Source organism: Chromobacterium sp. ATCC 53434 (assembly GCF_002848345.1).
In the GTDB taxonomy this organism is placed as follows: Bacteria; Pseudomonadota; Gammaproteobacteria; order Burkholderiales; family Chromobacteriaceae; genus Chromobacterium.
In genome coordinates, this window is the sequence record NZ_CP025429.1 from 3,523,266 (window position 1) to 3,536,333 (window position 13,068).

Sequence of the window (13,068 nt, forward strand, 5' to 3'; positions counted from 1 at the left end):
ATCCGGATCAGACCTGGGCCAGCAGGCTGTTCGGATCGAAGCCGACCCGCAGCGCTCCCCAGTGGCGTCCGCGCACTTCCAGCGGCAACACCACCTCGGACAGCACCTCGCCGGTGTCGCGGCTATAGGTCTGCATCAGGAAGGGCTGCACATTGCGGGCCGCCCGCAGGCCGGCCGGATCGTTGAAGATGCGCTTGTCGCGGCTCTCCGCCAGATCCCGCGCCGGATCGCCCGACTGCGGCCTGCTGTACCAGCTGTTATGCGTCGGCGCATAGCCGTTGCCATCCACCGCCACGCAGAACTTGCCGCCCGGAATCAACTGCACCAGGCGGTCCAGCATAGGCTGCAGCAGCTTCTCCAGCCTGCCGTCGTAAGCGGTCCGGTACTTGATCGGCTGAGTGCCGGCGATCTGCTGGTAACGCTGGTCGAACAGATCGACGCCGCGCTGCAGCTCGCCCTGCAGCAACTGCTGCACCTCGTCGCGCACCTCGCGCGCCTGGCTCACCGCCTGATCGAACGCGCCCTCGCCGATCACGAACTTGGAAACCAGCTCCTGCACCTGCTCCGCCGCCGCCGTCAATTCGTTGGCGGCATGCTCGGTCCGGCCCAAGCGGCTGCTGACCTGCTCGCCCAGCTGGTGGATTTCCGCCACATGCTGGTTCACCTGATGATTGGCGGTGGCGAATTCCTGCATCGTCGCCGCGATCTGGCTGAGACTGCTGGACGTCGATTCGAAATCGCCCATCATCTTGCTGAAATGCTCGGACGCGCGCGAAATCACCTCGCGCGCGCGGTGGGTATCCTCGGTGATCTCCATCGTTTCCTGCTGCGTCTCCGACACCAGGCCCAACATGCCGTCGATATTGTGCGAAATCTCGTCGGTGGCCTTCTTCACCCGCTCCGCCAGCTTGCGCACCTCGTCGGCCACCACCGAGAAGCCGCGGCCGCTTTCGCCGGCCCGCGCCGCCTCGATCGCCGCGTTCAGGGCCAGCAGATTGGTCTGCTCCGACACATCCTTGATCAGGTCGACGATGGTCTTGATGCTGGCCGAACGCTGGCTCAAATCCTCCACCGTGTGGTTGAAATGGCCGACCTTGCGGCTGATGTCGTGGATGCTGTCGGTCACCGAACGCAATTCCTCGTACGATTCGCGCGCCACGTCCAGATTTTCGCCGGTGGTGGCGGAGATCGCCTGGGTCTGGTCGGTCACCTGCTCGACGCCGCGCGTGGACTGCTCGCTAGCCTGGCGCACCTGGCGCGCCAGTTCGTCCTGCTGCTGGGCGCCGCTCAGCGATTCGCCGACATTGCGCCGCGTCACCGCCGAATCCATCGCGATGCGCACCGTCATCAGCCGCACATTGCTGATGATCTCGCGCATCTTCAACAAGAAGCGGTTGTACGACAGCGACAGGTCGCGGATCTCGTCATGGGTGATCGCCGGGATGTCGCGCGACAGATCGCCGGCGCCGGCGCCGATCTCGTTGAAGATCTGGATGATCATCCGCAGCGGCCGCACGATCAGATAGCGCAGATACCACACCATGAAGGCGATGAAGACCAAACTCAGCGCCCACAGTCCGATCGTCCAATACAGCGCGCTGTCGACGCGCCCCTCCACCTGCGCCAGCACCTGCGGCGCGATGCCGGCGGCGCGCAGCGTGTCGCGGATGTCGCCGAGCACGTAGTAGCAATAGCCGGCCATCAACAACTGGAACAGGCTGATGAAGAAGAAGCTGCACAGCTTCTTGGTCAAGCTGTTCCAGAATGTCTTTTCCGAAAACGTGTACAAACGCCAGAACCACTCCATTTGCTCTCCTCCTGAACAATCTGCGTCGTTATTTTTATTGGACGGTTATTTTTTCCGAAATCGATGCCAATGGCCAGACAATCACGGCGTCAAACCTTGATCCAGATCAAGCTTGCGCCTGCGCCACACCATCCAGCCCTCCCGGCCGCGGAACACCGGCAGGCCATTCGGCAACGATTCGCTCTCCTCCAGCTCGAACCATGGCTCCAGCAAGTCGGCCAGTTGCTCGCAAGCGATGCCGAACGGAGGCCCGGTCTCGGTGTCGGCCAGGAAGAACACGCCGGCCAGCGCGCCGCCGGGTTTCACCATGCCCGCCACCCTGACAGCATATTGCTTTCGCATATTAATCGGCAAGGCGCACAAAAAAGCCCGCTCGAACACACAGTCGAAAACGGGCATTTCCAGATGAAAAAAATCGGCCAACAGCAATTGCTCCGCCAGCGCCGGCCACTGCCGCCTGGCCATCTCCAGCGCGGCCTCGCTGAAATCGACGGCCAGCACCTCGTGCCCCAGCGCCTGCAACTGCGGCAGGTCCGACGCGCTGCCGCAGCCCGGCATCAACACCCGGCACGGCGACCCGGCGGCGAAAAAGCGCCGCGCCGGCTCCGGCAGGCTGGCGCCGTCCCACGGCATCACCCCTTCGCGATAGCGCTGCTCCCAGAAATCCACCTGCGAACTATCGGCCATGTCCTCTCCTTAAGAGCCGGTTCAAAGTCTTTTTGCGAGCCGCGCAGGCCAGCCGACGGGCCAGATGCAGGGCGGAGGGCGCAGCCTCTTATTGCCGCATCAGCCAGGCCGCCGCATCCTCCAGCGACAGTGCCGGCGCCCTCAGGCAGTCGACGCGGTCATCAGCCCCCCGCCAGTGGAGTCCGCCGGTCTCGTCCAGCCGATAACGGCCTCCGCCGGGCAGCCGCCCCCATTCCATTCCGTCCAGATCATCCAGCTCCAGCAGCGCGCCGCAGGCCGCCGCCAACTGCAGCAGCCGCTGCCGCCGCGGCAGGCATTGCCAAACCCGTTCGCGCTCGGCTTCGTCCATGAAGCACCACTGGCTGATTTCGCCGAAAGTGCGCGCGCAGCCGCGGCAGACATTGTCCCCCAGCGCGGTGGAACACAGGGCGATGCACGGTGAATCGGGGCGGGTGCTGCTCATTGGGATCAATCACTCAATTCGAAAATAGAAACAAAGACTTGTCGTCGCGCACTCCAGGCTGTCGCGCAACGGGAATCGGCCTGCACGAGTATATCAGCTGGCACCGTGATCGGGACCCATCACAAACGGACAACGGCCGGATCGTGAAATAGCGCCCCCTCCCCGATTCGAGCGACATGGTTACGCAATGCGTGTCAATCGATTTGCCGGCGCATCCCGGATACCTGTTGAAGCGCTTTTGCGACAGCGGCAGTGTCATTCACGGCGAGAGGCGCTTGATCATGCAGAAAACAGCCCGGGATGCTCACGAAAAAACCTGAAACAGGCTCTAAGACTATTCCGAATTAAACCGTGCCCCCTTAAAACATCAGCACATACAACTAATTTCAAACCGCAATATCGCTTTAAGGTGTACCGGGAAGCGGCATATCGCGTCCACCATCCCATCGACTGGAATCCACATGAAACACTATTAATTCGGCAGTAATAATCCGTACAGATTGTATACTTCCGGCATGGAAAAAATCGATGTGCGCAAGCTTGAACTGGCCGCCCGTGAGCAGCTGAGGCGTACCGCTATCCGGATGTACAAGCGAGGCCGGTCTCAAGCCAGTATTGCCGAAGAACTCGGGCTGCGCCGCCCCACCATTTCCGCCTGGGTGGTGCGTGAGGCAGCACTAGGTGCGCAGGGATTCAAAGAACAGAAGCGCGGTCGCGCCGAAGGCACCGGCCGTCGGCTGACCGAGGCGCAGGAAGCCCGGATCAAGCAGGACATCGTGGATCGCACGCCAGACCAGATGAAGCTGAGGTTTGCCCTGTGGAGTGCTCAGGCGGTCAAGGCTGTAATCAAGCAGATGTTTCTGATCGATCTGCCGATCCGTACTGTCCGTCTGTACTTGGCCCGCTGGGGCTTTACGCCGCAGCGCCCGCTCAAACGCGCTTATGAGCAGCGACCGGCAGCAGTCGAGAAATGGCTCAAGGAGGAATACCCGGCTATCGTCGCGCGTGCCAAAGCGGAAATGGCTGAAATCAGCTGGGGCGACGAATCGGCGGTGTCGAGTGTTGAGCACTTTCCGCGTGGCTACGCCCCAAAAGGCCAAACCCCAGTTCTGGTGTTATCCCAATCGAAAAGAGCGCGCATCAACTTGATTTCGGCCATTACCAACCAAGGCAAGATGCGCTTCATGCTGTACCGGGAGACCTTGACGGCCCGGGTGCTGATCAAGTTTCTGATGCGGCTGATCCGTGATGCTGGCGGCAAGAAGGTGTTCTTGATCCTCGACAACTTGCGCGTGCATCACAGCAAGCTGGTGCAAGCATGGTTGGAGGAGGAAGAGAACAAGAAGGCGATTGAGTTGTTCTTCCTGCCCAGCTACTCACCGGAACTGAACCCGGATGAATACTTGAACGGCGACCTGAAGGCCAGAATGAGCGCAGGTGAGCCGGTTCGATCAGACGGTCAACTTCAAGGGAAAGTGCTGTCCCATTTACGCTCATTGCAGAAGCAGCCGGCCAGAATCCGGTCGTACTTCCGGCATGAAAAAATCCGCTACGCGGCATGAGCTTTCTGTACGGTATTTGACTGCCGGATTAATATCCCTCCCTCGCAATGGCATTGCATTGGCTGAGCGCGGCGGTCATATTATGGGCGCTGTGCAGCGGATTCGCGCTAGCCGCCCATGCCTTGCCGCCGCCGCTGGCCAAAGCAGTGCCACCAGTGAACGTCGCTCTGACCACACTGCTGCTCCCGTTCTGGCTGCTTCGAATTTTCTATCGCTTCCGCTTTCACATGCCGCCGCCGGAAAACATGCCTGCGAGGTCCTGGAAAATGGCCCGGTACGGACACCTGGCGCTCTACGCATTCGGATCGCTGTCTTTGCTCAGCGGCGTCTTGATGATGGAACGTGCGGTAAGCGTCTTCGGGTGGTTCACGCTGGCCCCGCCCCTGCCCCCCGGCCTGCTTACGCATGGACTCGCGCGAGTCCATTTCGCCAGCAATGTGCTATTGGCCCTGACGGTGATGTCCCACGTCACGGCGGTTGCCTTGCACCACCGGCAAGGCTTGTTCATTTTGCGGCGCATGGGACTGGGCCAGACAGGGTGATGGCGGATCGAGCGACGGCCGCCCCAACACCACTCAACTCTGGGCGTGGCATGGATACAGGCTCGGCGCGACAAGCGCGAAACAAGTCCGTCTTGAATAGAACAAAATGGCAGAACGCCGTGCACGGCGGCAGAGGGAAACGTACCAATCCCGCTGCGCGGAAAGGCAATAAAAAAGCCCTGCGGGAACAGGGCTGAATTTCTTTTAAAACTTAATTTCTATAATGGTCGGGGTGAGAAGATTCGAACTTCCGACCCCCTGCACCCCATGCAGGTGCGCTACCAGGCTGCGCTACACCCCGACTCAAGAGAAACACAGTCTAACCGATTTATTATTTCTTGCCAATACCCGAATCCAGCCATTCGAGAATGGATTCCAATTCGGCGCGCACTTCCTGCGCCGTGATCGGACGATCGTCGACATCGCCCATGCCCAAGCGCTGGCGCGCGCCCTGAATGGTGAAGCCATCGTCGTAAAGCAAAGCGCGAATACGCCGCACCAGCAAAACCTCATGGTGCTGATAATAACGGCGATTGCCGCGCCGTTTCACCTGGCGCAGCTGGGAAAATTCCTGCTCCCAATATCGCAGCACATGCGGCTTTACCCCGGCCAGTTCGCCGACTTCGCTAATGGTAAAGTAGCGCTTCGATGGAATCGACGGCAGATCAGCCTTGCTTGTTAGCATGGTATTGCTCAACCATTCCCTTGAGTTTCTGGCTAGCGTGGAACGTTACCACACGGCGCGCGGTGATGGGGATCTCTTCCCCGGTCTTGGGGTTGCGGCCAGGACGCTGTGGCTTGTCGCGCAGCTGGAAATTGCCGAAACCGGACAACTTCACCGAATCCCCGGACTCCAGAGCCAGCCGGATTTCCTCGAAAAACGACTCGACCATGTCCTTGGCTTCACGTTTGTTCAGACCTACCTGGTCAAACAGCAAATCGGCCAGTTCAGCCTTCGTCAAAGTCATGACATTCCCCTCAAACTTCTAAACCCAATCGACGGGCGTCCCATCCGGACACGCCCGCCCACTTCCACTAATCAAACGCGCAGTTGCGCGCCCAGTTCCGACGCGGCCTCGAGCAGAGCCTGCATCGCCGGCTCCACGTCCTCGTCGGTCAGGGTCCGGCTATTGTCCTGCATCAGCACGCTAAAGGCCAGACTCTTCTTGCCTTCGGCGACGCCTTTGCCTCGATAGACGTCAAACAGTGCGATATCGGTAACGATCTGCGCGCGTTTTGCGGCAAAAGCGCCCTGCAGTTGCGCCACAGTCACCTGCTCGTCCACCAGCAAGGCCAGGTCGCGGCGCACCGGCTGGAACTTGCTGACCGACTGCGCCTTGACGCGGCCTCGGGCCACGACGCCGCCCAGGTCCAGCTCGAACAGCACCGGAGCGTTGATCAGATCATACGCCTGCACCCACTGCGGATGCAGCTCGCCGATCACGCCGACAGGCTTGCCGTCCACCAGCACCTCGGCGCAACGGCCGGGGTGGAAGGCCGGATGGGCGGCCTTGCGGTACTCGGCCTTGACCGGGTGCAGCAGAGCCTCGACATCGGCCTTGGCGTCGAAGAAGTCGACACGCTCGGCCTTGGCGCCCCACTGCTCCGGCAGACGCGGCCCCCAGGCCAGGCCGGCGACCTTCTCCGGCTGGTCGAAACCGTCGTCGCCGCGCAGGAAGACCCGCGCCACTTCGAACAGCCGCACGCGCGGGTGCTTGCGATTGATGTTGCCGGCCAACACATCGACCAGGCCGCCGATCAGCGTCGAGCGCATCACGCTCATCTGACTGGCGATAGGGTTCTGCAAACGGATCGCCTTGTCGTTGCCGGCGAAATCATGCTCCCAGCGCTCGTCGACGAAGGCGTAGCTGACCACCTCCTGATAATCGCGGGAGGCCAGCAGGTGGCGCAACTGGTCTACCGGGCGTTTTTCCTCCGGCTGCGTCAACATCCGCATGCCGGAGCGCGGCGCGTCGGACGGGATATTGTTGTAGCCGTAGACACGGGCCACTTCCTCGATCAGATCTTCCTCGATCTCGATATCGAAGCGGAACGACGGCGCCTGCACGGTGAAGATTTCGTTTTCCAGCGTGAACGCGAGGCCCAGACGGGACAGGATGCCGCCGATCTCTTCGCTGGACAGCGTCACGCCCAGCACCTTGGGCACCCGCGCCACGCGCAGCTGGACGGCATGCCGCTTCGGCAGCTCGGCCACGTCCTCGACCACCGGACCGGCTTCGCCGCCGCAGATGTCCAGCACCAGGCGGGTGGCGCGCTCGATCGCGTCGCGTTGCAGCTCGAAATCGACGCCGCGCTCGTAACGGTAAGACGAATCGGAACCGAAGCCCAGTTCCCGCGCCTTGCCGGCGATCGCCTCCGGCGCGAAGAACGCCGATTCCAGGAAGATGTCGCGGCTTGCCGTGGTGACGCCGCTATGTTCGCCGCCCATGATGCCGCCCATGGCCAGCACCTTGGCGTCGTCGGCGATCACCAGGTGTCCGGCTTGCAGTTCGACAGTCTTCTCGTTCAGACACAGCAGGCTCTCGCCGGCGCGCGCCATGCGCACGGTGATGCCGCCGTCCAGCCTGGCCAGATCGAAGGCGTGCATAGGCTGGCCCTGCTCGAGCAGGATGTAGTTGGTGATGTCGACGACGGCCGAGATCGAACGCAGGCCGGAACGCTCCAGGCGCTGACGCATCCAGTCCGGCGTCGCCGCGGCGGCGTTGACACCCTTCAGCACGCGGCCCAGGTAGCGGCCGCAGGCTTCGCGGGCGGCGATCTTGACCGGACGGACGTCGTCGATCGACGGCGCCACCGGGGCGATGGCCACCGGCTTCAACTCGGCGCCGGTCAGCGCCGCCACTTCGCGGGCGATGCCGCGGATCGACAGGCTGTCGGCGCGGTTCGGCGTGATCTTCAGCGTGAACAGCGCGTCGTCCAGGCCCAGGTAGTCGCGTATGCTCTGCCCTACCGGCGCGTCGGCCGGCAGCAGCATCAGGCCGTCGACGTCTTCCGGCACGCCCAGCTCCTTGCCGGAGCACAACATGCCGTTCGATTCCACGCCGCGCATCTTGGTCGGTTTGATTTTGAATTCGCCGGGCAGCACCGCGCCCGGCAGCGCGCACGGCACGCGCACGCCGACGGCGACATTCGGCGCGCCGCAGACGATCTGGATCAGTTCGCCGGTGCCGACGTCCACCTTGGTGACGCGCAGACGGTCGGCGTTTTCATGCTTGGCGCACTCCTTCACTTCGGCGATCACCACGCCGGAGAAGGCCGGCGCGGCGGCGGCGGTTTCTTCCACCTCCAGGCCCGCCATCGTCAGCAGCTCGGACAATTGTTCGGTGTTCAGCGCCGGATTGACCCAGCTTCTCAGCCATTGTTCGGAAAATTGCATAGTCGGCTCCGTGCGCGATCAGTTGAATTGCTTCAGGAAGTTGAGATCGTTCTCGAAGAACAGCCGCAGGTCGTTGACGCCATAGCGCAGCATGGCGAAACGGTCGAGGCCGATGCCGAAGGCGAAGCCGGTGTATTTTTCCGGATCGATATTGGCGATGCGCAACACTTTCGGGTGCACCATGCCGCAGCCGCCCACCTCCAGCCAACGCCCCTGCTCGTCCAGCACGTCGATCTCGGCCGAGGTCTCGGTGAACGGGAAGAAGGACGGGCGGAAACGCACCTGCAGGTCGTCGCGCTCGAAGAAGCGGCGCAGGAAGTCGGTGACCACCGCCTTCAGATCGGCAAAGGACACGCCCTCCTCGACCCACAGACCTTCCATTTGGTGGAACATCGGCGAATGGGTGGCGTCCGAGTCGACGCGGTATACGCGGCCGGGCGCGACGATCTTGATCGGCGGCTGATGGCTTTCCATGAAGCGCGCCTGGATCGGACTGGTATGAGTGCGCAACACGTCGCCGTTCTCGACGTAGAAGGTGTCCTGCATCGCGCGGGCCGGGTGGTTCTCCGGGATGTTCAACGCCTGGAAGTTGTAGAAATCGCTTTCGATTTCCGGGCCGTCGGCCACTTCGAAGCCCATGCTGCGGAACAGGCCGGCGATGCGCTCCAGCGTCAGCGCCACCGGATGCAGGCCGCCGCCGACCGCGCCGCGGCCCGGCAGCGTGACGTCCAGCGCCTCGGCGGCCAGCTGGGTTTCCAGCTTGGCCCGGTTCAGCGCGTCGCGCTTGTCGTTGTGCGCGGCCTCGAACGCCTGCTTGGCCTGGTTGATCGTGGCGCCGGCAGCCTTGCGCTGCTCCGGCTCCAGCTTGCCCAGCTGCTTCAACAGTTCGGTCAGCTCGCCGCTCTTGCCCAGATAACGGGCCTTGACCTGCTCAAGCTCGATCGGATCGCTCACCGCGGCCACGGCGGCCAGACCGGCTTGGAGAATCGCGTCAACGTTGTTCATCGTGTTCCACACCGTATGCGAATAGAAGGCTGATCACAGCGGGCATTGCGCATACCCGTTCTGATCAGCGTTCTGAAAGGGAGCCGGCAGAAAAAAAAGGGAGGCATGTGCCTCCCTTTCAGATTCCGTCCCGGCGATTAAGCAGCGAGGCTTGCTTTCGCCTTTTCGACGATCTGCGCAAAAGCCGGCTTGTCGAACACGGCCAGATCGGCCAGGACCTTGCGGTCGATTTCGATGGCGGCTTTCTTCAGACCGTTCATGAACTTGCTGTACGGCAGACCGTTTTCACGGGAAGCTGCGTTGATACGAGCAATCCACAGTTGGCGGAACTGACGCTTTTTCTGACGACGGTCGCGGTAGGCGTATTGACCCGCCTTCATCACCGCCTGTTTGGCGATGCGATAGACGTTCTTCCGGCGGCCGCGATAGCCTTTCGCCAGGGCGAGGATTTTCTTGTGACGAGCACGTGCGGTTACACCGCGTTTTACGCGTGGCATCTTTCAGGTCTCCTTAAGCGTAGGGCAGCATGGCGCGAACAGAAGCCATGTTGGTTGCGTCCACCATGGAGGTGCCGCGCAGTTGGCGCTTGGTCTTGGTGGTCTTCTTGGTCAGAATGTGACGCTTGAAGGCGTGACCACGCTTAACACCGCCATTGCCCAGTACTTTGAGACGCTTCTTCGCGCTCGACTTGGTCTTCATTTTCGGCATGGAAATGCTCCTGCTGAATTTTGTTTAGATTAGACACAGGGTGGCCCCAGACGAGTCTGGTTGCTCTTGAAACCACTGCGTCACGCTTTTGAGCAGATCGTTGCCGACCTACAAAACCGACACGGCAGAGCGAACTCTGCCGTGTCGAAGTGACGATTATACCGATTATTTCTTCTTCGGCGCAATCATCATCACCATCTGACGGCCTTCGAGGCGCGGGAACTGTTCCACCGTGCCTACTTCCGCCAGATCGGCTTCGACGCGCTTGAGCAGCGCGAGGCCGATGTCCTGGTGCGCCATTTCACGACCGCGGAAGCGCAGGGTGACCTTGGCCTTGTCGCCTTCAGTCAGGAAACGGACCAGGTTGCGCAACTTGACGTTGTAGTCGCCATCGTCGGTGCCCGGACGGAACTTGATTTCCTTGATCTGAACCTGTTTCTGCTTCTGCTTGGCTTCGTGACGCTTCTTGGACTGCTCGTACTTGTACTTGCCGTAGTCCATCAGCTTGCACACCGGCGGCTGAGCGGTCGGGGAAATCTCCACCAGATCCACATCGCCCTCTTCGGCAAGAGCCATTGCTTCACGCAGACTGACGATGCCAATCTGCTCACCTTCCTTACCAACCAGACGGATCTCGCGAGCGGTAATCTCGCCGTTGATCCGTGCTTCGCGTTCCTGAGCTATAGCTGAAATCTCCTAATAAATGTTTAGTTCGCCGCCGCCGGATCAAGCCTCGGGCATCTCAGCCTTGAGGCGGGCCACGAAGGCATCCAGCGTGAGCTGGCCCAGATCTTCGCCCCGGGCGCGCACGGCAACCAGTTCGTCCGCCTTTTCCTTGTCGCCGACGATGATCTGATACGGCAACTTTTGCAGACTGTGTTCGCGGATTTTATAGCCGATCTTCTCGTTTCTCAAGTCGAGCTCGACACGGAAGCCTTGTTTCTCAAGCGCTTTGGCAATGCCAACCGCATAATCAGCCTGTGCTTCGGTAATATTCATCACCACCATCTGCACCGGAGCCAGCCACAGCGGGAAGGCGCCGGCATGGTTTTCGATCAGAATGCCGAGGAAGCGCTCCAGCGAGCCCAAGGCCGCGCGATGCAGCATTACCGGGCGTTTGCGGCTGTTGTCGTCGGCCACGTACTCGGCGTCCAGGCGCTCCGGCAGCATCAGATCCAGTTGCAGCGTGCCGCACTGCCAGGAACGGCCCAGCGCGTCCTTGATGTGATATTCGATCTTCGGGCCGTAGAAGGCGCCCTCGCCCGGCAACTCCTCCCATTCGACGCCGCAGGCGCGCAACGCGTCGCGCATGCCTTCCTCGGCCTTATCCCAGGTGGACTCTTCGCCGATGCGCTTTTCCGGACGCAAGGCCAGCTTGATCGACACCTTGTCGAAGCCGAAGCGCTCGTACACTTCCATCACCAGGCGGTGGAAAGCCGTAGCCTCCTGGTTGATCTGATCCTCGGTACAGAAGATGTGGCCGTCGTCCTGCACGAAGCCGCGCACCCGCATGATGCCGTGCAGCGCGCCGGACGGCTCGTTGCGGTGGCAGGAGCCGAACTCGGCGTAGCGCAGCGGCAAATCGCGGTAGGAACGCAGGCCGCTGTTGAAGATCTGCACGTGACCCGGGCAGTTCATCGGCTTGACCGCGTAGTCGCGCTTCTCGGACTCGGTGATGAACATGTTCTCGCGATAGTTGGCGGCGTGGCCGGAACGCTCCCACAGATTGGCGTCCATCATCATCGGCGTGCGCACTTCCTGATAGCCCTCGCGGTTCAGCTTGGCGCGCATATACTGCTCGACGTTTTGCCACAGCTGCCAGCCTTTCGGGTGCCAGAACACCATGCCCGGCGCCTCGTCCTGCAGGTGGAACAGGTCCAGTTGCACGCCCAGCTTGCGGTGGTCGCGCTTCTCCGCCTCCTCCAGCATATAAAGGTAGGCGTCCAGGTCTTCCTTCTTGGCCCAGGCGGTGCCGTAGACGCGCTGCAGCATCTCGTTCTTGCTGTCGCCGCGCCAGTAGGCGCCGGCCACCTTCATCAGCTTGAACACCTTCAGCTTGCCGGTGGACGGCACGTGCGGGCCGCGGCACAGGTCGGTGAACTCGCCTTCGCGGTACAGGCTCAACACCTCGCCCTGCGGGATCGACGCGATGATCTCGGCCTTATAAGCCTCGCCTATGCTCTTGAAGTAGGCGATGGCCTCGTCGCGCGGCAGCTCGTAGCGCTCGACCGGAATGTCCTTCTTCGCCAGCTCGGCCATTTTCTTCTCGATCGCCACCAGATCTTCCGGCGTGAACGGGCGCTTGTAGGCGAAATCGTAGTAGAAGCCGTTCTCGATCTCCGGCCCGATGGTCACCTGCGCCTCCGGGAACAGCTCCTTGACGGCGTAGGCCAGCAAGTGGGCGGTGGAGTGGCGGATGATGGACAGGCCGTCGGCGTCCTTGTCGGTGACGATGGCCAGATCGGCATTGCCGTCGATGCGGTAGCTGGTATCGACCAGCTTGCCGTCGACCCGGCCGGCCAGCGCGGCGCGCGCCAGGCCGGCGCCGATGGAGGCGGCGACTTCATGAACCGTTACCGGTTTGTCGAAAGAACGGACCGAGCCGTCCGGCAAGCGAATGTCTGGCATGTCAACTCCAACGAGGGCGTGAGGTTTTCTGTGATCGAGTCTAAAGCAAAAGGACAAAAAAAAAGTGCGGCCTGAGCCGCACTTCTTTTTCGCATGGTACAACCCGCAAGGCTCAGCTTTCGTGAGTATTTTGGGTTGTGGTAGTTCGCAAGACTTTCATCTGAAACTCCATGCATTTAATTTGGTAGGCACGATTGGATTCGAACCAACGACCCCCACCATGTCAAGGTGGTGCTCTAACCAACTGAGCTACGTGCCTGTCGTCGAGG

The 13,068-nt window shown here is 61.4% G+C and carries 12 protein-coding genes, 2 tRNA genes and 1 pseudogene; 2 read left to right on the top strand and 13 right to left on the bottom strand.

The features are described from left to right. Nucleotides 1-7 precede the first annotated feature (7 nt). The 3 genes from CXB49_RS15535 to CXB49_RS15545 form a co-directional block, all read right to left on the bottom strand. Nucleotides 8-1,807 (bottom strand): methyl-accepting chemotaxis protein, encoded by a 1,800-nt coding sequence (locus tag CXB49_RS15535; RefSeq protein WP_101709247.1) that lies wholly within the window; start codon nucleotides 1,805-1,807, stop codon nucleotides 8-10. Between the two features lie 81 nt (nucleotides 1,808-1,888). Continuing rightward, entirely contained in the window at nucleotides 1,889-2,494 is a 606-nt protein-coding gene (locus CXB49_RS15540; protein WP_101709248.1) for a methyltransferase domain-containing protein, read from the bottom strand. Nucleotides 2,495-2,582: 88 nt separating this feature from the next. Beyond that, nucleotides 2,583-2,957 (bottom strand): DUF1289 domain-containing protein, encoded by a 375-nt coding sequence (locus tag CXB49_RS15545; protein WP_101709249.1) that lies wholly within the window; start codon nucleotides 2,955-2,957, stop codon nucleotides 2,583-2,585. 515 nt (nucleotides 2,958-3,472) lie between these two features. Here CXB49_RS15545 and CXB49_RS15550 point away from each other — a divergent pair. Then, entirely contained in the window at nucleotides 3,473-4,519 is a 1,047-nt protein-coding gene (locus tag CXB49_RS15550) for an IS630 family transposase (protein ID WP_101706528.1), read from the top strand. Nucleotides 4,520-4,563: 44 nt separating this feature from the next. Further along, nucleotides 4,564-5,061: pseudogene (locus CXB49_RS15555) on the top strand (cytochrome b); the annotation flags it as partial. A 224-nt stretch (nucleotides 5,062-5,285) separates the two neighbouring features. Here the strand turns inward: CXB49_RS15555 and CXB49_RS15560 are convergent. From CXB49_RS15560 to CXB49_RS15605, 10 genes are all read right to left on the bottom strand, one after another. Continuing rightward, nucleotides 5,286-5,362: transfer RNA gene (locus CXB49_RS15560), tRNA-Pro, on the bottom strand. 30 nt (nucleotides 5,363-5,392) lie between these two features. Then, complete coding sequence (locus CXB49_RS15565) at nucleotides 5,393-5,746, bottom strand: MerR family transcriptional regulator (protein WP_101709251.1); 354 nt, start codon at nucleotides 5,744-5,746, stop codon at nucleotides 5,393-5,395. Continuing rightward, entirely contained in the window at nucleotides 5,727-6,029 is a 303-nt protein-coding gene (locus tag CXB49_RS15570) for an integration host factor subunit alpha (RefSeq protein ID WP_011134908.1), read from the bottom strand. Before CXB49_RS15570 ends, CXB49_RS15565 begins: the two co-directional genes overlap by 20 nt. A 71-nt stretch (nucleotides 6,030-6,100) precedes the next feature. Then, a complete protein-coding gene (gene pheT, locus CXB49_RS15575; protein ID WP_101709252.1) occupies nucleotides 6,101-8,458 on the bottom strand; it encodes a phenylalanine--tRNA ligase subunit beta in 2,358 nt (785 codons plus the stop codon). Between the two features lie 18 nt (nucleotides 8,459-8,476). After that, complete coding sequence (gene pheS / locus CXB49_RS15580) at nucleotides 8,477-9,463, bottom strand: phenylalanine--tRNA ligase subunit alpha (protein WP_101709253.1); 987 nt, start codon at nucleotides 9,461-9,463, stop codon at nucleotides 8,477-8,479. Between the two features lie 137 nt (nucleotides 9,464-9,600). Then, nucleotides 9,601-9,960 carry a 50S ribosomal protein L20 gene (rplT, locus tag CXB49_RS15585; protein WP_021477050.1) on the bottom strand — a complete coding sequence of 120 codons (360 nt, stop codon included), beginning with the start codon at nucleotides 9,958-9,960 and terminating at the stop codon, nucleotides 9,601-9,603. A 13-nt stretch (nucleotides 9,961-9,973) separates the two neighbouring features. Then, nucleotides 9,974-10,171 carry a 50S ribosomal protein L35 gene (gene rpmI / locus CXB49_RS15590; protein ID WP_101709254.1) on the bottom strand — a complete coding sequence of 66 codons (198 nt, stop codon included), beginning with the start codon at nucleotides 10,169-10,171 and terminating at the stop codon, nucleotides 9,974-9,976. Between the two features lie 165 nt (nucleotides 10,172-10,336). After that, the gene (infC, locus tag CXB49_RS15595; RefSeq protein ID WP_101709255.1) at nucleotides 10,337-10,864 is read right to left on the bottom strand and encodes a translation initiation factor IF-3; all 528 of its coding nucleotides are present in this window, start codon (nucleotides 10,862-10,864) and stop codon (nucleotides 10,337-10,339) included. Nucleotides 10,865-10,897: 33 nt separating this feature from the next. Continuing rightward, nucleotides 10,898-12,799: a threonine--tRNA ligase gene (gene thrS / locus CXB49_RS15600; protein ID WP_101709256.1), complete on the bottom strand. Its 1,902-nt coding sequence runs from the start codon at nucleotides 12,797-12,799 to the stop codon at nucleotides 10,898-10,900. 182 nt (nucleotides 12,800-12,981) lie between these two features. Beyond that, nucleotides 12,982-13,058: transfer RNA gene (locus CXB49_RS15605), tRNA-Val, on the bottom strand. Nucleotides 13,059-13,068 lie beyond the last annotated feature (10 nt).